The sequence below is a fragment of the Moorena sp. SIO3E8 genome, assembly GCF_010692445.1.
In the GTDB taxonomy this organism is placed as follows: Bacteria; Cyanobacteriota; Cyanobacteriia; order Cyanobacteriales; family Coleofasciculaceae; genus Moorena; species Moorena bouillonii.
Window position 1 is genome coordinate 34,634 of the sequence record NZ_JAAHHM010000021.1, and the last position, 20,213, is coordinate 54,846.

Here is a 20,213-nt window from a genome sequence, read left to right on the forward strand (position 1 = left end):
TAATATTGACAAGATTAAAGTCAGTAATATTGAGTTATAATTGAGGTTATAATAAACAAAAATCAAATTATTTTTTAAGCCACAAACTAACTAAAAATCATTATTTATAGCAATCCTAAATCAATTGAGATAATGTTTGTTCCCTGTTCCCTACTCCCTGCTCCCTGCTCCCTGTTCCCTGTTCCCTATTCCCTACTCCCGATTCCCGATTCCCGATTCCCTACTCCCTACTCCCTACTCCCTACTCCCTACTCCCTACTCCCTTCAAATAAAAATGGCAAAAAGTAAATCGGGCACTGTTCAAGACCTAGTCACGGTTCAGGAAGCTGCTCAAATCTTGGGTGTCTCCTCCGATACCATACGTCGGTGGGAAAAGAAAAAGCTGCTCAGAGCAAAGCGGTCTGAACGAAACTACCGCTTTTTTGACATAGAAGAATTAAAACGAATTCAAAGGAAGTATCAAGGCCTAGTTACTGGGGTTGAGTTTCGTGTTCTAAAGAGCAAACCCACTAGCTTCAGAGTCATTGAGTTATTTGCTGGGTGTGGAGGCATGGCACTGGGCTTTGAGAACGCTGGCTTAACCACCAAGCTGTTAGTGGAGATTGATAAAGACTGCGTAAACACTCTGAAGCTGAATAGACCTTCCTGGACAATCATACCTGAGGATATAGCCAATGTTGATTTTACCGAATACAAAGACAATGTAGAAATTGTGGCTGGTGGGGTGCCCTGCCAAGCTTTCAGCTATGCCGGTCTGGGTAAAGGTTTTGACGATACTAGAGGGACGCTCTTTTTTGAGTTTGCACGGTGTGTCAAGGAAGTACAGCCCAAAATAGCACTAGTTGAAAACGTTAGAGGTCTGATCCACCATGACCAAGGCAGAACCTTATCCACTATGCTGCGAACTTTAGAGGATTTAGGCTACAACCCTGCCTATAAGTTGCTCAGAGCGCAGTTTCTAGATGTGCCACAAAAGCGAGAGAGGGTAATTATCATTGCGCTTAGAAGAGACTTAGACCTAAACGCAATATTTCCTAAGGAAAAGGACTACACTATTTCTCTGAGGGAAGTGCTCAAAGATTGCCCTAAATCAATAGGAGCACAATATCCTCGCCGCAAGAGAGAAATTATGCAGTTAATCCCACCAGGAGGTTATTGGCGAGACTTACCAATAGAGCTTCAGAAAGAGTATATGAAAAAGAGTTTCTATCTCGGTGGCGGCAAAACCGGTATGGCTAGGCGGCTTTCTTGGGAAGAACCTTCCCTTACTCTCACCTGTAACCCAGCTCAAAAACAGACCGAGCGGTGTCATCCTGAAGAAACACGACCCTTGACAGTTAGGGAATATGCACGTATTCAGAGCTTCCCTGATGATTGGGAATTTACCGGTTCTCTATCATCAAAGTACAGACAAATCGGCAATGCCGTCCCTGTTAATTTAGCTTACCACATTGGACGATGTCTGATTGCGATGTTGCAAGGGGAATTCGACCCAGAAACGATGCAGACGTGTTGAACTTTGGCTTCTGCCCTTACTAACCTCAATTTTTTTGATAATTAGTCAACCAAATATGATATTAATAATACTAGAGATATGACTACAGTATGACTGTACAAACCCAAAAACTATCACCGTTGAGACTAATACTAATAGTATTGATATCTTTAGTATTAGTCGCTATTGTTGCCATAGGAGCTACCTTTGCCCTTTCAGGAGAATCGTTGATGAAATTTCCAGGAAAACAACCTACCAATATTGGGATTCAGTCCTCAGGGCAATTAGCACCTTGCCCAAATACCCCTAACTGTGTCAGCAGCTATAGCCAAGATGCCGAGCATGGTATTCAACCTTTAGCTTACAACTCAACCCCTACTGAAGCAATTGCTAAGCTTAAAACTGTGATTGAAAACCTAGAACGAACACAAGTTATTGAAGAGAAAGACAACTATCTCTACGCACAATTCACTACTCCTTTAATGGGATTTGTGGATGATGTAGAGTTTTTGTTGGATGACAGTGCTAAGGTAATCCATGTTCGCTCCGCCTCCCGTTTAGGAAAATCTGATTTGGGAGTTAATCGGAAACGGGTGGAAATAATTCGAGCGAAATTGAGCTAATTTGTAAGCTATCAGCCGTCAGCTGTCAGCCGTCAGCCGTCAGCCGTCAGCCGTCAGCCGTCAGCTTATTTTATTCAAAAGCTGTTCGCGCAGCGTGCGCGTAGCGCATAAGCTGAAAGCTGATGGCTGATAACTGTTCGCGCAGCGTGCGCGTAGCGCATAAGCTGATGGCTGATACCTGATAGCTTAATGCTTAAGTTTCACCTACTTGGGCAACAGTTATACTGCTAAGATTAATCATTCCTAATTTTTTTTGTAATGGTTAATGATTCACTTTAATTATTACTTATTACTATCCCGTTGCTGGGCAGTGCCTAGCAACGGGATTGACTTGCTTATGTTATCTGTTTCAAGCACTGCCCACCCTACATAAACTATTTAAAATAACTAAATTTTCAAGTTTAGTTAACTAATAGTTAATTTATTATTAGCTTGACATACTCTCTAGGCTTTGATAGTTTGGTTCTGGCGGTTAATTATCTAACCAGTGCTGGCATCTGATACTCCGAAAACTATTTCTGGATATATCCCAAAATATAGTTTTGGGTGAAGCCGAATTGGTAATAATTACTGTTAGGTACCCCATTAAAAAAATGGAGAAAATTATCATGAAAAAGTTTGCATATCTTGTGGTTTCGTTGTTGTTGGTATGTTTTACCTTGCTTGGTGCTGCATCCCCAGCCAATGCTGGATATCAGGCACGATTTTCTGACTCTGGAACTACAGGACCACGTGTTGAATTCGGTGTAACTGAAAATGCTACAAAGTACATGATTATAGGAGCATACGGCAATATCAATAATATCGATACTAAGAATCGCCCTCTGAAAATATACTCTACTTCAAAGAATCCAATTACCATTCAGATCACTGAACTTCCTGATGCTTCTACTGCTCCTGCTGGTGCAGATTTAGAAAGTATTGTAATCGACAAGAATACTGGCAAGTTGTACATCACATCGTTTAATTAGCACTAGGCCTTAGGCACTAGGCATTAGTGGAATTTTGATTCCCTAGGGTAGGCTATTGCTTACCGTTTGAATCTGAACCCACATTCTTCATTTCCTGAGGAATGTGGGATATATTTTTTTGGTAGATTAACTACTAATTGATGGATATAGCAATTCTACGACTTGTGAGGTACAAATTTCTGGTTTTTAGGGAGCAGGGACTGAGGCCGTGGGCCACGCGGGGCGCGTTCGGAGCAGGGAGCAGGAAGCCGGTAATAGGTAATAGGTAATAGGTAATAGGTAAAAAATAATGTGTACCTAATAGCTAAGAGAAACGCTATAGTTCCATGTTTTACGATGTGATGATCAACACAATTGCTATAGGTTAATGAGGAGAAGACATTCCTACTCCCTACTCCCTACTCCCTACTCCCTACTCCCTACTCCCTACTCCCTACTCCCTACTCCCTACTCCCTGCTCCCTAAAACCTAGAACTTTGGACTTCACTAAATATAAAAATGCGATCAGGTACAACACATTCACAACAATTAGTAAGCTTTTACCTATCCAAGACTCAATCATAGGGAAACTAACAATTGTTGCTACTAACACCAACAATTTTTCCACTGTGGATACGGTATAACCATGATGCTTGGGGTCCCAGTAAGAGAAAGGACTAATAAAACGATAGTTACTAACAGGAAAAAAGTGCCGGTGAGCATCATCGTTGTGAACTGGTAAATCTAATAAGGAGTGCAGGATCATACTTAAACATAGAATTTCCCAAAGTTGCCATCCCCAGTAATGGCTGATGATTACTCCACACAAGGCTAGGGGAAGGGAATGAAAGGTAGCAACAAGGTTCTGCCAAAAGGGTAATTCGTAGGTTTGTGACCAAATTTGGTACTCAGATTGACGACGAATTAATTTTGCCCAGATGTAAAGAATAAAAATTGGTAAATCGGGTAAGATAGCACCAATTGTAATGGGTAAAGCTGCCTGAGGTTGAGTCTGGTGATTCAAAACAGCAAGGTTAATAATGGCGTGACTAGGAGTATTCAAGGGTTAGTTTGTTGATGAATTTGGTTGAGCGATATTGCTTATAATTTTAAGGCAATAGGCATGCTAGCAATAGGCATGCTAGCAATAGGCATGCTAGCAATAGGCAAGAGGCAAGAGGCAAAATTAAAGAGGGTTTTAAGGGATGCAGGGCTATAGGTTATAATAATCAACCAATGAAGTTGAAATTCTTGGTTCGTGTAAGATTGTGTATCAGCCGGATAATCCACTGCATTGTGGGGCTCGTTTGTGGATTGAAACCTTCAGTGATATTCAATTTATTGGTGGTAGTTTTCCGGCTAGTAGTTGAGGGGGGGGGAAGCAGGGTAAACGCATCTAATTGGCTGATTCCTATATATAGTGTTTTTAAAATTAACTAAACACTATATGTGAAAAAATAAATGTCAATAAGTGCAATAAGCTCTGGTTTATTGAGAACTACCCCCGGTTACCCAACAAGATGCGTTTACCCTGTTCTTATCCCGAACTCAGGTTATATTAGCGATCGCAAAGGAGCCACACTCATCGGCACTATTCGTTCACTATATGAAAGTCTCCTATGGCAGGAGGCACTTCAATTACCAGAAGTTCCAAGGGAGATTTACCTTCAATGGCTTGGTGCTTAACTCCTGGTTCGATTTTAATTAGGTCGCCTTTTTTTATCGGCTGTATATCGTCATCAAGGGAGATATGTCCTGAGCCATCAAGTACATAATAATACTCTGTGATTTTTTTGTGATAATGCTTTTGGGGCTTATCTACACAAAGATGTTTAATTGTAGCCGGTTCTTGAGATATGAGTATTTTAATCGTGCCACAGTGTCCTCTTTTTTGAGGAATGCTATCACTAGAAACTATCATTCTATATAGACCTCCGTTCTAATTTAAACCGATCATTGTTGTATTGTTTTTTTTATACCATAAATTTAAAAAAATCACAATGTCCATCGCTACTATTGCCGAACAAGGATTATCTCGTTTTTCCTGAAAATATTCTATAGCCTTTTTCAAAGATTTACTCATTGTATCATCAAAAATAGGGGAGATAATTGTTTTGATAATACCATTTTTTAAAACTACTACACGCCCTTCTCTTCGGTTGTGACCAAGAATAGGCTCGTAGAATCCAGCTACGGTTATACCTTTGCTATGATCTTCTACAGCCAATACACGGTAGCGGGTATGGGTATCTTCAGGAGCTTTCCAGAAGTGCTGCTGAGAGTATCCTGGAAAAAAGTATTTTATATTTCCCTCCATAGAAGTATATAGCACAACGTCGGCTTTATTCACCGCCCTATAGTGTTTTTCTACCATCGCCTGCTTGGGCAGATACTGCTTTTTGCCGTTGAGATCAATACATAGATCGCCATAAAACATATTCCCAATTTTTTCCGGTAGATATTCGTCTCCCAGAGCCATAACATTGGTCACTATATGTGAACCTTCATATCCAAAAGCATAAAAATGATTATCCAAAAAGCGACCATTAATAAAGTCATTAATTCTATTTTTTGTCATTTCAGATACAACTCGATTTGGGCTAAGCTCCATACATAAAATTACTTGTTTAATCTTCTCTGTTACCGATGATGATAGATAATTTTCGTTGACAATCAGCTTTCCCGAAAATCTATTAAGCAAATCAATCAAGGTTTTGATTTCGCCAGATTCACAAATCGGTTTTTCGACAATTATGTTGGCGCTATTGTCAATTTCTACAATAGTTTTAATTGTTTCAACGTGATATTTGGTTGGGCAACAAATATCCCAAAAAAAAGGCTTTAGTTCTGCCGCTTGGTCAAAACAACATACCTTTATTCCTCTTTTTGCTGCCTCTTTTTGTTTAACCGGATCGGGATCAATAATCCCCACAGTCTCTATCTCAAGATCGCGGAATATTTTTTCATGTAAGCTGGCTACATGCCCATCACCTACACGGACACAACTAAGTTTTTCAAACATTTGTAAAGTAATGTAGTCTACTTTTTAGATAAGAGCTGATTTGTCAACAAAAAATCCCAAAAAAAAATTAATATGAGCCATTTTTTCTGGCGTTTACCCTGTCGTTTATAAAGTAATTATTAAGAATCATCAATATGACCTAACCCAAGTCTGATCATGGCGGTATAAATCAGCGCTTCACTGACTTCTGGTAGCAATTCATACTCTGATGTTCGGATATTTCCTGGATTGCCCGTAAGGGAATTCCCGCGTTGCTTAGTTCGATGAGTTCTGTCCTGGGGAAACTGTCGATGCTGACTCCTTATATGCCCACCCGCTTACATTCTTTTCTGAGGATCCTGCTGGCGGCATCTGAGGTAATTTACCCTTTACCGTGTCTTCCTCGGAATAGGTAGTCCGATCATTTAGGGGGTAAGTTTCTCGAACATTTGTCAAGTAATGTACAATTTTATTATTTTTTTTCCAATGTATAATTTTATTATTTTTTTTCAATGGAATTATACATTACTCTCAATCAATCTGTCAATAGGCTGAGGGGGTCACCTCTTTAAATAGTACAAATGAACCACTTGCCAAGCAGTAGGCATAGATCACAGAAAAGGGCCTGCAAACAATAGATAGCTTGAACTTTGGTTTCAATTCTTGCCCACGCCCAAAGCGAGCGTGTACACCCTACTCGGATTGATGCCGAGTGCCTACCAACGGCATAGCTAAAGAGCGTTATTAGGATTGTTTTTAGAAGCTATAGGACATCCACTGCCAGAGTATTGTCAAGGTCATTTCAGCTAGGGCTTGCGGTTGGTACGACGATTGCCTAAAACTTTAACTGATCGGTTTGCTGGTGATGGTATTAGCAGATACCGCCTTCTGTAGTGTAGAATTTTGGCGAGGCATCCGCAAGCTCAGAGATCACCCTGTAGTTGGAGTCCGCCGTGACCGTAAACTGGTTGATGGACGCCAACTATCTAGTCTGTACAAGGGAGGGCAACAAGTTCGGCTTGAAGGCAAACCTTTTGTTGTTTCCATTTCTTGGTTCTATCTCAAACGTGACGGCAAATTGAACAAGGGTTTTGTCCTCTCTACATTACCTATGAAAGCCAGCACTATCAACTGGTGGGGCAAGGGCAGGTGGCCTATTGAGGGCTGGTAAAAGAGCTGGTAAGCACCGTTAAGCGACTGCATCCCTAGCTTGCGCAAACCAAACGCCAGGATGTACCGTTGGCTGATTTTATCAATGGTAGCCTACCTGTTGGCACACTGGGCTTATCTTTCTACTGATTCGACCACCTTGCCCGATTGGGGGCAAGTAGCTGAAAAAGCTCTCCACTCTATCCTCCCTCAGCTTGTTGTCTGCATACTATTAACTGATATCCTCCGATTGCAACCTCTGCTCCTTGCACAGGTAATTGATATCAACATTTCTTGGTGCAAGATGTGAGTTAGTAAACTTTTAGGTGCGACCCGTGGCGAATTTAATTCTTACAGGACTTACGCACTTACGCTATATATAGCGTGTAAAGTCGAGGAAAAACAAAATTAATCCCTAAAGGGGAAAAACCGATAAAGTAAATGATAATATCAAGGGAGAAACCAACTAAAAAAATAATGGGAATAAAGATTGGACAAGCTAGATTACTGTCAATATTTGTTGAGTAGCCAAAACAATTACACCATAACTAATTTGGCAGAGAATCTACCAAAAATAAGTCATGATCAAATTAACCGATATTTAAAAAACGAAAAAATTACTCCTAAGACGTTGTGGTTAAATGTCTAGGTGCGCTTTCCAATGGCCGGGGAACCCGGCCTTGGGTCGCACCTGAATATATTGAAGTAGATGAAAACGGCTATCTAGTATTTGACGATACAGTTTTGGATAAAAACCCTTCCCATAAAATAGAATTGGTGCGAAAACAATACAGTGGAAATACTCATAGTGTGGTTCGAGGAATAGGAGTAGTAAATTGTATATACGTTAATAGTAAAACCGGTAAGTTTTGGGTGATAGATTACCGGATATATGCTCCAGAACAGGATGGAAAAACCAAACTAGACCATGTAGAAGACATACTCAGAAATTGTTTCATAAGAAACTCCCCTTTAAAAGAGTATTAATGGATAGTTGGTATGCCACTCAAAGACTAATGGCCTTAATTGATAACTGGGAAAAAATCTACTACTGTCCCTTAAAAAAGAATCGATTGGTGGATGAAACAGGAGGTAATGAAAAATCCCAAAGAATTGACTCATTGTCGTGGAGTGAGTTAGATGTCAAACAAGGGAAATTGATTAAACTAAAAAAGTTTCCTGACCAGAAAAAGGTGAAGTGGTTTCGGGTTACTATTTCTACCAATAGAACGGAATACATTGCCACAAATGAACTAACTGCCTCAGATATTGAACAGGTAAAATCCACTTGTTCTTACCGTTGGAAAATAGAGGAGTTTCACCGGGAACTTAAACAAGCGATGCAGCGCGGTCTTGGGGAGGCAGCGCGGTCTTGGGGAGGCAGCGCGGTCTTGGGGGTTTCCCCCATGAGCGACTGCCGTGGTCTCCCCCATGAGCGACTGCCGTGGTTTCCCCCATGAGCGACTGCATCAAGACATTGACTGGCATACAATCTTGTCAGTGTCGTAAATCTCGAATCCAAAGAAACCATATTGCTTGTGCTATTTTGGTGTGGAATTTTCTGAAAAGACTAGCTTACTTGACTAAATGTACAGTTTATAAAATTAAGCACCAAAGTTTATCTTCATATTTAACTAAAGAACTTAAAAAACCTTCTTTAGTTATGAATTTAGTCTGATCAGAATCTACGACCTATCTGGTGTCTTTGCGTAAGTCCTGTCTTAATAGGTCAAGCGCACCTTTGCCTGTTGCCTGTTGCCTGTTGCCTGTTGCCTAAAGCCCTTGCGCGTAGCGCTATAACAACCCATTCCGCCTGATCAGTCAGGGTTAATTACTGTGTTGAATTCAACGTTAAAGTCAAAACGAAATTCAAGGTTAACGTCAAAACCAAATAAGCGTAAGCATTCCAACTCTCCCCTGCAGCGGCTGATGGGTTACGCTCAGCCCCATCGTTCCCTAATCGGGAAAGCGATCGCATGCTCAATCCTCAACAAAATCTTTGACTTAGCCCCTCCGGTCTTGATTGGGATGGCAGTGGATGTGGTGGTCAAACAAAAAGATTCCTTGATTGCCCATCTAGGAGTCACCGATATCTTTAGCCAACTGGTATTGCTGGCATTCCTGAGCTTTATTGTTTGGGGATTGGAATCCGTTTTTCAATATGCTTACGAACGATTGTGGCGGAATCTGGCTCAAACCATTCAACACGAATTGCGCCTAGATGCTTACTCTCATCTGCAATTGTTGGAACTAGCGTATTTTGAAGATAGCAGTACAGGGGGATTGATGTCTATCCTGAGTGATGATATCAACCAACTAGAACGCTTTCTCGATATTGGTGCCAACGAAATTCTCCAGGTAGCCACAGCCATTATTACTATCAGTGCGGGCTTCTTTATCGTTGCTCCCAATGTAGCTTGGATAACTCTGATACCTATCCCCTTTATCCTCTGGGGTTCGATTAGCTTTCAACGTCTGCTTGCTCCCCGTTATGCAGCAGTTCGGGAAAAGGTAGGGTTACTCAATGGACAGTTAGCAAATAATCTAACTGGGATTACTACCATTAAAAGCTTTACAGCGGAAGAGTATGAAGCTAAGCGGATAGAGTCACAAAGTCTAGGGTATCAGCACAGTAACCAGAAAGCGATCGCATTTTCTGCTGCCTTTGTCCCCTTGATTCGGATGTTAATCCTATTTGGATTTACCGGAATTTTGCTCTACGGTGGTAAGTCCGCAGCCGCCGGGGAATTAGCAGTAGGCACCTACAGTGTTTTAGTTTTCATGACTCAGCGCTTGCTGTGGCCATTAACTCGACTGGGTAACACCCTGGATCAGTATCAACGGGCCATGGCATCCACTACTAGGGTAATGAATCTGCTGGATACCCCGATTGCCATGCACTCTGGGGATACACCATTACCTAGGTCTGAGGTTAAAGGGGAATTGGTATTAAATAATGTCACATTTGCCTACCGTAATCGCCCCCCTGTGGTAGAAAACCTTTCCCTCCACATCCCAGCCACTCAGACTATCGCGATAGTAGGTTCCACAGGGTCTGGTAAAAGTACCTTAGTCAAACTGTTATTAAGACTATACGAAATCCAAGCAGGTTCGATAACTCTTGATGGCATTGACATTAGACAGCTCAGGCTCAAAGACTTACGCCATGCCATTGGTCTAGTTAGCCAAGATGTATTTTTATTCCACGGCACCGTAGAAGAGAATATCACCTATGGCACTTTTGATGCCACCACCGAGGAAATAGTTGCTGCCGCTAAGACCGCAGAAGCCCATGAGTTTATCATGCAACTACCCCAAGGCTATGACACCATTGTCGGAGAGCGGGGTCAGAAACTATCTGGAGGACAACAGCAACGAATTGCGATCGCACGAGCACTATTGAAAGACCCCCCAATCTTGATTCTGGATGAAGCCACCTCCGCTGTTGATAATGAAACCGAAGCCGCCATTCAGCGCTCCCTAGAAAAAATTACCCAAAATCGCACAACCATTGCGATCGCTCATCGGTTGTCCACAGTCCGCAATGCCGATTGTATTTATGTCATCGAGCAAGGCAAAATAGTAGAGCAAGGACGACATGAACAGTTGTTAGAGCAACAGGGAATTTATGCCATGCTGTGGCGGGTGCAGTCTGGAGTGAAGTAATAGGAGTGTGGGGAGATGGGGAGATGGGGAGATAGGGAGATGGGGAGATGGGGAGATGGGGAGATTTTTATTAGACCTCTTGCAAAAATAAATATGAAATCAAAATCTATCCCTTTTGCATGCATGGCTTTTGCATGCATGCCTTGTCAAAACCCACGGTTTATGAGACTTATGCAAGAGGTCTTATCTAAAGGGGTTCAAAGGTCTGGCGATGGAGCTATTTGAGGAAAAGGTTTTAAATCCATTTTTCTAGTAGATTAAGAGCCCGTTGGCGTAAATCCTGACTATAGGGTCTGGTCATGATGGAATAAAATTGACAAGTCACTTTATTATAGGAAAGCTTGTCAATATATCAGCGCGCAGCGCTGTACTACAAACGACGAAGAGCGCCGATCATGAGATTCTTGCTCTGAGGCGCTCGAACATTTTATAAATCTACCTTCTGCCTTGGTGCTTTTTGCTATATGTATACCAATCTACCAAAATTATCATCCTTAGAGGAAGCTAGCAATTTAGTTAACCTCGATCGCTATCCCCTCGATCGACTATCCAGCGATCGCGGAAAAGTATTAATTGCAGATTGTCAAAGACAGCTTGATGATACGGGTTGTTGTCTCCTTCCAGAATTTATTAATTCTGAGGCATTAGAATTGTTCAAAAAAGAATCTGAGAAACTGTCAGTTCATGCTCATTACTCTAATATGCTCGCTAATGTCTACTTCAGTGAGGATGACGAATCTCTTCCCAAAGAGCATCCCAAACGTTTTTTATTCAATCGCACTAGTGGTTTTGTTCGTGCCGATTCTTTTCCCACTGATTCGCTGATACTTCAGCTTTATAACTGGCCAGCTTTCGCACCATTTATTCAAGCTTGCCTGAAGGAAGAAAAACTATACAAATATGCCGACCCTCTTTCCTATATTGCCTTCAACGTGATTAAACCAGGACAGGAGTTTCCGTGGCACTTTGACAATAATCATGTTTCGGTAACGGTCATTACTCAAGCTCCAGAGAAAGGGGGGATATTTGAGTATTGTCATAATATCAGATCGAGCCATGATGAGAATCATGATGGTGTGATGAAGGTACTCAAAGGCGATCGCACTCCCGTCACCTCTTTGAATCTAAGACCAGGGGATCTGCAAATTTTCAAAGGTCGCTATTCCCTGCATCGCGTAACAAAAGTGGAGGGGTCTATTCCACGCTACACCGCAGTCTTTTCTTATACTAAAGATCCACAAATGTATAGCAAAGTATATCGCAGCCTCCAACTTTATGGTAAGGCACTACCAACTCATTATCAGTTGGATAAAACCGATATGAGAACGGATGGTTTAGAAGATTAAAAAGATGGCAAGCAAGACAAAAGATAATTGAGAAACTTAACAAATTAGACTGGCCTCAACTAGCGGCATAATTTCAACCAGAGACTCCTTGCTTCATTGATGGTGAGTTTGTTGATGCTGTAGATGGCTAAAAATTTGAAACCATCAATGAAGCAACTGGCGAAGTTACAGCGGTTACCGCAGTTATGAAGTACATTGGATTATAGGGTCATATTTTGCCTTTTGATCTAACACAGACAAATCAATATCCATTGAGCTTTTTTGTATATCATTACTTTTGGTTGTTGAAAGAAATATTGACTGTTGCTCTCAAGTTCGGTAGTGAAAAGCTAATTTTGCCTGTAAGCCAATCAACTCTCTGGTGTGAACCAAATCAATTACCTACTTTCTCGCTTTTGAAAAAATACCATCCCAGTTCGCCAGCTTCAACAGCTCCAGCACTCTTGCCATAGGACACACTAAGTTCCGGATATTGCTCTCGAATTCTATCAGACTGAATCGCATAAGATTTCTGCATATGTTGGCTCAAATCTGTCGCTTCCAGCACCTTAAAACCTGCCGCACTCAGGTTATCTCGATAGGATTCAGGGGTAAAAAGATTATTAACAAGTAACCGCTCGTAGAGGTGCTTGCGAGTGGATTCACTAATATCCATGGTTGGGGTAGTTAAGTCATCAAAAACAAACCGTCCTTGGGGTTTTAAGACTCTGCTAATTTCCTTGAGTGCCAAACCTCGTTCTTCAATATGTAGGAGAGTTCCTTGACTCCAAGCATGGGTAAAGGATTCATCTGGGAAAGGCAAATCGAGGATTGATGCTTTCTCGAATGAAAGATTTAGTGAAGGATTATCCTTCGCTTTTATTTCGCAGTTGCGGATATGAGTGGCACTAAGATCGATTCCTACAACCTCACAACCCTTTTGCTGAGCGATCCAGACGGCAGCTTTACCGTTTCCACAACCTACTTCCAGTACCCGTGACTGAGCAGAAATTCCACTGTGTTCTAACATATATTCATTCCAGCGATCGCAGCCACGCAGAAAGTCTTCATAGGTGTGGACTTCATCTAAGTTGTCGAAATATCCCCAATGCTTGCTGCCATCTGGGTGCCAGGAAATCCGATAGCGATCATCTGAGTTATCGTAATAGCTTTGGGTATCAGCTTCTGTAAATTTTTTTGTCATCATAACCTCCTAGTCGTTTATAGTTGGATTTTGTTAAAACTCTTAGCTGATCCGCTTTTCACAGAGGAAGAACCACCAACCTACATCACCAGCTTCCACAGCAGCAGCACTTTCCTGATAAGACCTACTTAGTTTTGGATATTGCTGTTGAATGATTGCAGACCGAATTTGATAACATTTTTGCATATGTTGACTTAAGTCCATAGTCTCTAACAGCCTGAAACCTAAGTCGGTAAGATAGTTTTTGTAGAAGTCAGGGGTAAACATATCATTAACGATCAGCCGTTCGTATAGATGTTTTTGGGTAGAAATATTGATTTTTGATACTGGTGTTACTAGGTCATCAAAAGCAAAGATTCCCCCTATTTCCAGCACACGATAGATCTCTTGGAGTGCTAGCTGGCGTTGGTGAATATGGTAGAGAGTTGCTTGACTCCAGACATGGGTAAAGGAACTGTCATAAAAAGGTAGATCCGTTGCTGATGCTTTATGAAAGGATAAGCGTAAGGATGGATTTTTCTTGGCCTTTTCTGTGGCATTGTTGATGTGAGTAGTACTTAGATCTACCCCCACTACTTCACAACCCTTCTGCCGGGCAATCCTAATAGCCGCATTACCGTTTCCACTACCTATTTCTAGAACTCGGGAGTCAGCAGTAATTTGGCTTTGAGAGAGCATATATTGATCCCAGCGTTCACAAGCCTCGGCAAAATCCTCATAAGTACAGGAGTCATCTAAGTTATCGAAATATCCCCAATGCTTGCTGCCATCTGGATGCCAAGAAATACGGTAGCGCTCGTCCGAGTTATCATAATAGGCTTCAGTATCAGCTTCTGTAAATTGGTTTGCCACCATATGATCAACACCCTCTGTATACTAGTAGTTAACTCAAAACTTTGAGCGAACGAATACCTCAAGACGTTTCATGCCTTTTTCAATGGTTTCTGTATCTGTAGCGTAGGAAAGGCGGATATGATCGTCAGCTCCAAAAGCAATTCCTGGAATTGCTGCCACTTGCTGTGACTCTAACAGGCCATTGCAGAATTCTTCAGATTTTATCCCTAGTTGGCTGATGTTGGGAAACAGATAAAAAGCTCCATTTGGTTTGGGACAGGTTAAACCAGGAATCCTATCAAGGCACTCTAGCATAATCTGACGACGTTGGGCAAAGGTTTGTCGCATCTGTTCCACACAGTTTTGAGAACTAGATAAAGCCGCGATCGCTCCATACTGAGAGAAGGTACATACATTAGAGGTACTGTGGCTTTGAATCTTGCTCATAGCTTGGATTACTTCTTGGGAGCCAGCCAGGTAGCCAACCCGCCACCCCCCCATGGAGTAAGCCTTGGCAAAGCCATTACTAAGTAGAGTGCGGGAAAATATTTCCGGACTGACAGCGCCAATGCTCAAGTGTTGAGCACCATCATAGATAATATGTTCGTAAATCTCATCCGAGACTACTAGGATATCTTCTTCAACTACTACATCTGCCAAGGCTCGAATCTCGTCAGGGGTATAAACTATTCCTGTGGGATTTGAGGGGGAGTTGAGTACAAATAACCGTGTTTTAGAGGTTATTGCTTGACGAAGTTGAACAGGAGTAATTTTATAACTATTTTCCTCATTGGTGTGAACGATTATTGGTTTTCCTCCTGCTAACTTTACCATTTCCGGATAGCTAACCCAGTAGGGTGCAGGAATGATCACTTCATCTTCTGCTTCAATGAGGGCTTGCATCAGATTAAATAAAGAGTGCTTACCCCCATTCGTAACCAAGACATTTTCTGGAGAATAGCAGAGATTGTTATCAGTTTGTAACTTTTGGGCGATGGCTTCTCGCAACGCCCATTCTCCAGCTACTGTACTATAACGAGTTTTGCCTTCATCCAAAGCTTTCTTAGCAGCAGCGGTAATATGAGCTGGGGTAGGAAAATCCGGCTCACCTACACCGAAAATGCAGACATCAAGCCCCTCTGCTTTCATTGCCTTAGCTTTAGTTGTAATTGCCAATGTTAGCGAAGGACTGACTTGATTAACTCGTGCTGCTAGTTTCATTACTTATACATACTGAAGAAACTTGTTATTCTCATCAACTAGAATTTTTTTCGGTGGATTGATTTCGTCTGTTACGTCAAAGGCTAACAAAGTAATAAGGTCCCCTGGACTAACTAAACGGGCGGAGCCGCCATTCATGCAAATTACTCCTGAATCAGCTTCTCCTTCTAGGACATAAGTTTCTAGACGGTTGCCATTAGTATTGTCCACTACTAGTACTTTTTCTCCAGGTAGCAAATCTGCCTTTTCCATCAGGGTTCGATCCACCGTAATGCTCCCGACATAGTTGACGTTAGCCTCTGTTACTTGAGCCCTGTGAATTTTTGACTTTAACATAATTCGCATTGTTTTTTCCTCCTTTTAGTTATAGACAACATTTTTGTTTCAATTCTTCTAAGGTTTCCCTCGGAGAAAAACCAAAGCAAAACTCTTCACTATAAGCTGATTTACCATCAAACCAAACGCGATTAAGCCACCTTTTTGAGCCCTGAATAAAAGCAGTACGACCATGCAATATTCTGGAATTATTCATGAGAATAATTTGCTGAGGCTGCAATTTAAACTGTAACATATTTTCTGGTCGATTAAAAAAATCTTTTATTGTCTTAATTATTGGTAAATCTTCTGGTTTTACTGAAATTTTAACAGCATCATCCCATCTAAATCTGATGCGTGTTCTACTCTCATGCTCTTCAAAAATAGGTTTAGTAGATTGTCTATTTTCTCTCTGGACTGTTATGGCATCGGGTTGAAATAAATTCAGTAATCCACAGGGATTTGTACCAGTTAGATAATCATACAGTAATCTCCCATCTCCAATAGTCGTTAAACCACCACTTGCTACAGCAACTTCGCACTGGAGGGCTACTATTTTTGGTGGATCCACAGCAAAAGAACCATCTGTATGTAACGGTAGTTCTGTTGTCGTTGTATTGACATATCCAGGACTATTTTCCAGAGGGGTTACGGGTACAATTCCATGTTTATCTGAGTGTTCATGCTTGACTATCGAGCCAAAATATTGCGATAATTCTAATAAATTTTCCTTGTGCTGTGACGACCTTAGCTGAATAATAACATATCCAAACTGCTTAATAAGTTTGAACATTTTTTTGACGGTAGATGCGTTTAAGTCTTTTATGCTATAAGCTTCAAGTATATTGTGTTCAACATTTGATTTTGGAACGCACAATAAATACATTTTAGCTGCTTGCTCCTTATAGATTGTCATCTATCCTCTCGACAAAGGATATCACAATCTTGCCAATTTACCAATAACGCTCTTATCACTCTTGGAAAATTCGACGAAATTACGCTGTTTCAGCCGACGAAAACTCAAGCTTTAAACCCAGTCTGATGGAAGAGGGATAAGTAGTCGGAGCAAAGTTTTAGGCTCTGTCTGAATTTTTGTAAACACACCATGAACACTTGTAGCAGAATGGGAGCAGGTCAATTTTGTAAGAACACTTGAACTACAAACCCTTGAACTATACTGTTTTCCGGGCTTGAGTACCAGTTATCAGTCGTTTTAGTACATTTGTTCTGCGAATTTGACATGCGCCCGGTGGGAAGTGTGGAGAGAGGGGGGAGAAAAAGAGCGTATTTTTATGATTATTTTAGCTAATTAATATTAGTGAAAAGGGAATAGGGAATAGGGAATAGGGAATAGGGAATAGAGAATAGGGAACAAAGAATAGACAATAGGGAAAAAATCCTGTCTACCTCATTACTATAAGAGCCGCTATATAACCTTGGCCTATTGGCCACGCTACGCGAACAACTTTCAACCTTGGCCTATTGGCCACGCTACGCGAACAACTTGATAACCTACCCTACACCGAACGCCAAGGGCGAACAACCTGCTAACCTTGGCCTATTGGCCACGCTACGCGAACAACCTGCTAACCTTGGCCTATTGGCCACGCTACGCGAACAACCTGCTAACCTTGGCCTATTGGCCACGCTACGCGAACAACCTCCTAACCTTGGCCTATTGGCCACGCTACGCGAACAACCTCCTAACCTTGGCCTATTGGCCACGCTACGCGAACAACCTCCTAACCTTGGCCTATTGGCCACGCTACGCGAACAACCTTCTAACCTTCAACCTCCTAACCTGCTAACCATAAAAAAATAGCCGTAGAAATTATTTCCACGGCTGGCTGAAATCCACAGTAAGTCGATTTCACTACTTATGTTATGTGACTTTGTTCCATGACCAGTCCGATCATGATCTTACGTGATTAGACCTGGTCTTTTAGCTAGGGGGGAAACCCCCCAGCGACTTAAAATCTTAATCCAGAATTAGATACCTGGTCAAAGTACTAATCACTTCCCCAGGCATGCCACTCGGCTCAAGAGGAGTCCACTCATAAAGTTGTGCGTAGCCCTGGGTATACAGGGAATAGATGGTATTCATTACTGCCTTACGGGAGCCCTTAAGCCTGTGCTCAACCGGTTCTTTCTTCCCGAAAAAAATCTGAGAAGTATTCCCCGGAATTAGATACTCTGGATTATTGTCAGGATTCGGAACAAAGTCTGTAAACATGATTAACAACTTCAATTGGTTTATATAATATAATCATAATTATTATAGTTAATTTTGTCAATAGATTTTATAAATTTTTTTTGTAAGCTATCAGCTTATGCGCTACGCGAACGCTACCGGAACAGCTATCATATTTTGAATAAGGAATGTAGCGCGGATTGGGGGTTATATAAAGCTACAAACCTTAGTTTTAGAGGTAATAAATGTTAAGCTATGCTCTGAAAGAGCCGCTATATTATCGTTTTTTTTACATTTTATTTTCCCTAAAGTAGTTATCATTTTTTTAAGTAACTTTTGGGGTGCATCTCACTGTATTTATGCCACCACTCATGGGGAGAGTATGACAATTACCCTTAATCAAAATCTCCCCATCTCCCCATCTCCCCATCTCCCTATCTCCCTATCTCCCCATCTCCCCATCTCCCCACCCTCCCCTTTTTTTAGAAATATGAGATGCACCCTTCTCAAACCTAGTTATACTGATTCCGTCCAGCCATAACACCACCATCAACATCCCAGACCGCGCCAGTCACCCAACTAGCTTTCTCAGAAAGTAGATAAACAACGGCTTCAGCAACATCTTTAGGTGTTCCTACTCTGCCAATGGGATGAAAACTATTGAATCCTTCTAGGGCAGAATGGACTTGTTCTTTGGGGATGAAACCTTCGTAAATGGGAGTTTCTACTACCGCAGGAGATACGGCATTAACTCGAATATTATATTTTGCTAGTTCCATTGCTAAATGTTGGGTTAAAGAGTGTAAACCAGCTTTAGCCATGGAGTAGGCAGAAGACGGAGTAGCTTCTATGGCTTGTTTCGCCCACATCGAGCCAATATTAACGATTGCACCAGCTTTGCCATTATTAATCATATTTTTGACAATTGCCTGAGTGATGAAGAAGGTTGCTTTATTTATATCCAAATAGAGATCATAATCCTTTTCTTCATACTCAATGAACGGTTTAGGGAGAAACACTCCTGCTGAATTTACTAGTAATGTGGCATCACTATGATTGACATTTAAACGATCAATTAAAGCATTCCTCATCTCTGGATCAGAGATATTAGCTAACTCACCCACTACCGTTCCATATTGACTAAGTTCCGTTACTGCTTCTTCCAGTTTAGGCTGACGTGAGCCAATTAAAACCGCAGCACCACCCTGCTGAAGAATTAATTGAGCAACCGCTTTACCCATACCACTGGTGCCACCAACAACAATGATTTTTTGTCCCGCAAATGCTTGTGTCATGATTATCTCCTGAATTGATTGATGGATTGATTTGAATTATTTACCTACTAAAAGGTAGTTAAAGGAATAAAAAAAATTATTCCTTTATTAGCTGTCAGCCATCAGCGGTCAGCGGTCAGCCGTCAGCCTTCAGCTTATTTTATTCTCAAGTAGTGTGGAACAGGCTTCGACGCTGTGACCCCTAGGGCGTGTTTTCTTGCCTCGGAGATCCCCCATTATCCCCCTTAAAAAAGGGGGACTTTGAGTATGGCTCCCCCCTTTTTTAAGGGGGGCTGGGGGGGATCTAAATCTTGCAGAAAACTTTGAAGACACGCCCTAGCGGATTAGCTGATAGCTGATCGCTGATCGCTGACCCCTGATAGCTAATCACTGACCCCTGATAGCTTCTCTTTCAGACATGCACCAGTAATCTGATCAAAAGCAGCACTACTATCTTCTGCAACACGGGCTAATAATTGCGCTCCTTGTAACATGGAAAGTAGCATTTTTGCTTCCACTTCCACCGATTGGCTACACTGCCAAGCCTGGGTTTCACAGCCACGGTGCAATAGTCTAGCTAACCAAGATTCAGTGACAGAAAAGAAACTTCTGATCTCTGCTTGGATTTCGGAATTTAAAACAGTCAAATCTGCTGTCAACATTCCACACAAACAAATTTTATTGTCTTGCAAACCATCTCGATAGAGATTCACAAACTCTCTCAATTGTGCTTGGGGTGTTTTTCCTTCTTGCTCAATCTCAAGACATTTTCGTGTGAAGTTTTTTTGGTATCGTTTCACTAATTCCTTTACCAAATCATCCTTGCTGGGAAAATGGTAATGGATACTAGCCTTACGGATACCTATTTCTTTGGCAATGTCCGCGTAACTAAAGGCACTATAGCCTCGGTTGCGCACCATTGATTGAGCGACGTCTAGGATTTGTTGAGCAGTTTTCTGTTTCAT

21 protein-coding genes and 3 pseudogenes are annotated in these 20,213 nt (G+C 41.6%); 12 read left to right on the plus strand and 12 right to left on the minus strand.

The features are described 5' to 3' along the window. Positions 1 to 132: 132 nt before the first annotated feature. The 4 genes from F6K46_RS11655 to F6K46_RS11670 all read left to right on the plus strand — a co-directional run bounded on the left by F6K46_RS11655 (position 133) and on the right by F6K46_RS11670 (position 3,089). A complete protein-coding gene (locus F6K46_RS11655) occupies positions 133 to 288 on the plus strand; it encodes a hypothetical protein (protein ID WP_293055799.1) in 156 nt (51 codons plus the stop codon). Beyond that, entirely contained in the window at positions 275 to 1,516 is a 1,242-nt protein-coding gene (gene dcm / locus F6K46_RS11660; RefSeq protein WP_293055916.1) for a DNA (cytosine-5-)-methyltransferase, read from the plus strand. The genes F6K46_RS11655 and dcm overlap by 14 nt, the downstream gene beginning before the upstream one ends. 140 nt (positions 1,517 to 1,656) lie before the next feature. Next, positions 1,657 to 2,118, plus strand: coding sequence for a DUF1499 domain-containing protein (locus F6K46_RS11665; protein WP_366510697.1), 462 nt, complete (start codon positions 1,657 to 1,659; stop codon positions 2,116 to 2,118). Between the two features lie 608 nt (positions 2,119 to 2,726). Next, the gene (locus F6K46_RS11670) at positions 2,727 to 3,089 is read left to right on the plus strand and encodes a hypothetical protein (RefSeq protein ID WP_293117034.1); all 363 of its coding nucleotides are present in this window, start codon (positions 2,727 to 2,729) and stop codon (positions 3,087 to 3,089) included. Between the two features lie 433 nt (positions 3,090 to 3,522). Here the strand turns inward: F6K46_RS11670 and F6K46_RS11675 are convergent, their stop codons facing one another. Beyond that, entirely contained in the window at positions 3,523 to 4,131 is a 609-nt protein-coding gene (locus F6K46_RS11675; protein ID WP_293055791.1) for a hypothetical protein, read from the minus strand. A 172-nt stretch (positions 4,132 to 4,303) separates the two neighbouring features. Here F6K46_RS11675 and F6K46_RS11680 point away from each other — a divergent pair. Continuing rightward, positions 4,304 to 4,438, plus strand: a pseudogene (locus tag F6K46_RS11680) (DNA-binding protein); the annotation flags it as partial. A 221-nt stretch (positions 4,439 to 4,659) separates the two neighbouring features. Here F6K46_RS11680 and F6K46_RS11685 read toward each other — a convergent pair. Next, entirely contained in the window at positions 4,660 to 4,989 is a 330-nt protein-coding gene (locus F6K46_RS11685) for a cupin domain-containing protein (RefSeq protein WP_293055788.1), read from the minus strand. 18 nt (positions 4,990 to 5,007) lie between these two features. Beyond that, entirely contained in the window at positions 5,008 to 6,090 is a 1,083-nt protein-coding gene (locus F6K46_RS11690) for a Gfo/Idh/MocA family oxidoreductase (RefSeq protein WP_293055785.1), read from the minus strand. 844 nt (positions 6,091 to 6,934) lie between these two features. Here F6K46_RS11690 and F6K46_RS11695 point away from each other — a divergent pair. The 6 genes and pseudogenes from F6K46_RS11695 (at position 6,935) to F6K46_RS11720 (ending at position 12,230) form a co-directional block, all read left to right on the plus strand. Beyond that, positions 6,935 to 7,240, plus strand: coding sequence for a hypothetical protein (locus F6K46_RS11695; protein ID WP_075896732.1), 306 nt, complete (start codon positions 6,935 to 6,937; stop codon positions 7,238 to 7,240). Positions 7,241 to 7,708: 468 nt separating this feature from the next. Beyond that, positions 7,709 to 8,555: pseudogene (locus F6K46_RS11700) on the plus strand (transposase); the annotation flags it as partial. A 131-nt stretch (positions 8,556 to 8,686) separates the two neighbouring features. Beyond that, positions 8,687 to 8,896: pseudogene (locus F6K46_RS11705) on the plus strand (IS701 family transposase); the annotation flags it as partial. Between the two features lie 251 nt (positions 8,897 to 9,147). Then, on the plus strand, positions 9,148 to 10,884 hold the full coding sequence (locus F6K46_RS11710) for an ABC transporter ATP-binding protein (protein ID WP_293117037.1): 1,737 nt from the start codon (positions 9,148 to 9,150) through the stop codon (positions 10,882 to 10,884). Between the two features lie 15 nt (positions 10,885 to 10,899). After that, a complete protein-coding gene (locus F6K46_RS11715; protein WP_293057717.1) occupies positions 10,900 to 11,109 on the plus strand; it encodes a hypothetical protein in 210 nt (69 codons plus the stop codon). 239 nt (positions 11,110 to 11,348) lie between these two features. Further along, a complete protein-coding gene (locus F6K46_RS11720; RefSeq protein ID WP_293057714.1) occupies positions 11,349 to 12,230 on the plus strand; it encodes a 2OG-Fe(II) oxygenase in 882 nt (293 codons plus the stop codon). 373 nt (positions 12,231 to 12,603) lie between these two features. Here the strand turns inward: F6K46_RS11720 and F6K46_RS11725 are convergent, their stop codons facing one another. From F6K46_RS11725 to F6K46_RS11750, 6 genes are all read right to left on the minus strand, one after another. Further along, the gene (locus tag F6K46_RS11725; protein ID WP_081431065.1) at positions 12,604 to 13,416 is read right to left on the minus strand and encodes a class I SAM-dependent methyltransferase; all 813 of its coding nucleotides are present in this window, start codon (positions 13,414 to 13,416) and stop codon (positions 12,604 to 12,606) included. Between the two features lie 39 nt (positions 13,417 to 13,455). Further along, positions 13,456 to 14,268, minus strand: a complete 813-nt coding sequence (locus F6K46_RS11730; RefSeq protein WP_293057709.1) for a class I SAM-dependent methyltransferase — start codon at positions 14,266 to 14,268, stop codon at positions 13,456 to 13,458. 33 nt (positions 14,269 to 14,301) lie between these two features. Beyond that, entirely contained in the window at positions 14,302 to 15,468 is a 1,167-nt protein-coding gene (locus tag F6K46_RS11735; protein ID WP_075896720.1) for a pyridoxal phosphate-dependent aminotransferase, read from the minus strand. 3 nt (positions 15,469 to 15,471) lie between these two features. Beyond that, a complete protein-coding gene (gene panD / locus F6K46_RS11740; protein ID WP_075896718.1) occupies positions 15,472 to 15,813 on the minus strand; it encodes an aspartate 1-decarboxylase in 342 nt (113 codons plus the stop codon). A 19-nt stretch (positions 15,814 to 15,832) separates the two neighbouring features. Then, positions 15,833 to 16,699: a TauD/TfdA family dioxygenase gene (locus tag F6K46_RS11745; protein ID WP_293057700.1), complete on the minus strand. Its 867-nt coding sequence runs from the start codon at positions 16,697 to 16,699 to the stop codon at positions 15,833 to 15,835. A 389-nt stretch (positions 16,700 to 17,088) separates the two neighbouring features. Further along, positions 17,089 to 17,235: a hypothetical protein gene (locus F6K46_RS11750; protein WP_293057697.1), complete on the minus strand. Its 147-nt coding sequence runs from the start codon at positions 17,233 to 17,235 to the stop codon at positions 17,089 to 17,091. Between F6K46_RS11750 and F6K46_RS11755 the strand changes: the two genes are divergently transcribed. Beyond that, entirely contained in the window at positions 17,228 to 17,605 is a 378-nt protein-coding gene (locus F6K46_RS11755; protein ID WP_293057695.1) for a hypothetical protein, read from the plus strand. The two genes, F6K46_RS11750 and F6K46_RS11755, sit on opposite strands and share 8 nt — an antisense overlap. A 156-nt stretch (positions 17,606 to 17,761) precedes the next feature. On the opposite strand, the gene F6K46_RS11760 is transcribed toward F6K46_RS11755, so the two are convergent. The 3 genes from F6K46_RS11760 to F6K46_RS11770 all read right to left on the minus strand — a co-directional run bounded on the left by F6K46_RS11760 (position 17,762) and on the right by F6K46_RS11770 (position 20,213). Further along, positions 17,762 to 18,016, minus strand: coding sequence for a hypothetical protein (locus F6K46_RS11760; RefSeq protein WP_075896712.1), 255 nt, complete (start codon positions 18,014 to 18,016; stop codon positions 17,762 to 17,764). Positions 18,017 to 18,486: 470 nt separating this feature from the next. Beyond that, positions 18,487 to 19,269, minus strand: coding sequence for an SDR family oxidoreductase (locus F6K46_RS11765; RefSeq protein ID WP_293057691.1), 783 nt, complete (start codon positions 19,267 to 19,269; stop codon positions 18,487 to 18,489). Positions 19,270 to 19,631: 362 nt separating this feature from the next. After that, positions 19,632 to 20,213 (minus strand): TetR/AcrR family transcriptional regulator, encoded by a 582-nt coding sequence (locus F6K46_RS11770; protein ID WP_293057688.1) that lies wholly within the window; start codon positions 20,211 to 20,213, stop codon positions 19,632 to 19,634.

Bases quoted from the DNA above. Each gene is read 5' to 3' on its own strand.
- F6K46_RS11685 (WP_293055788.1), bottom strand. From the start codon at position 4,989: ATGATAGTTTCTAGTGATAGCATTCCTCAAAAAAGAGGACACTGTGGC.
- F6K46_RS11695 (WP_075896732.1), top strand. From the start codon at position 6,935: ATGGTATTAGCAGATACCGCCTTCTGTAGTGTAGAATTTTGGCGAGGC.
- F6K46_RS11715 (WP_293057717.1), top strand. From the start codon at position 10,900: ATGGGGAGATGGGGAGATAGGGAGATGGGGAGATGGGGAGATGGGGAG.
- panD (WP_075896718.1), bottom strand. From the start codon at position 15,813: ATGCGAATTATGTTAAAGTCAAAAATTCACAGGGCTCAAGTAACAGAG.
- F6K46_RS11765 (WP_293057691.1), bottom strand. From the start codon at position 19,269: ATGACACAAGCATTTGCGGGACAAAAAATCATTGTTGTTGGTGGCACC.
- F6K46_RS11710 (WP_293117037.1), top strand. From the start codon at position 9,148: ATGGGTTACGCTCAGCCCCATCGTTCCCTAATCGGGAAAGCGATCGCA.
- F6K46_RS11770 (WP_293057688.1), bottom strand. From the start codon at position 20,213: ATGAAACAGAAAACTGCTCAACAAATCCTAGACGTCGCTCAATCAATG.
- F6K46_RS11730 (WP_293057709.1), bottom strand. From the start codon at position 14,268: ATGGTGGCAAACCAATTTACAGAAGCTGATACTGAAGCCTATTATGAT.
- F6K46_RS11745 (WP_293057700.1), bottom strand. From the start codon at position 16,699: ATGACAATCTATAAGGAGCAAGCAGCTAAAATGTATTTATTGTGCGTT.
- F6K46_RS11760 (WP_075896712.1), bottom strand. From the start codon at position 18,016: ATGTTTACAGACTTTGTTCCGAATCCTGACAATAATCCAGAGTATCTA.
- F6K46_RS11725 (WP_081431065.1), bottom strand. From the start codon at position 13,416: ATGATGACAAAAAAATTTACAGAAGCTGATACCCAAAGCTATTACGAT.
- F6K46_RS11690 (WP_293055785.1), bottom strand. From the start codon at position 6,090: ATGTTTGAAAAACTTAGTTGTGTCCGTGTAGGTGATGGGCATGTAGCC.
- F6K46_RS11720 (WP_293057714.1), top strand. From the start codon at position 11,349: ATGTATACCAATCTACCAAAATTATCATCCTTAGAGGAAGCTAGCAAT.
- F6K46_RS11735 (WP_075896720.1), bottom strand. From the start codon at position 15,468: ATGAAACTAGCAGCACGAGTTAATCAAGTCAGTCCTTCGCTAACATTG.
- F6K46_RS11655 (WP_293055799.1), top strand. From the start codon at position 133: ATGTTTGTTCCCTGTTCCCTACTCCCTGCTCCCTGCTCCCTGTTCCCT.
- F6K46_RS11670 (WP_293117034.1), top strand. From the start codon at position 2,727: ATGAAAAAGTTTGCATATCTTGTGGTTTCGTTGTTGTTGGTATGTTTT.
- dcm (WP_293055916.1), top strand. From the start codon at position 275: ATGGCAAAAAGTAAATCGGGCACTGTTCAAGACCTAGTCACGGTTCAG.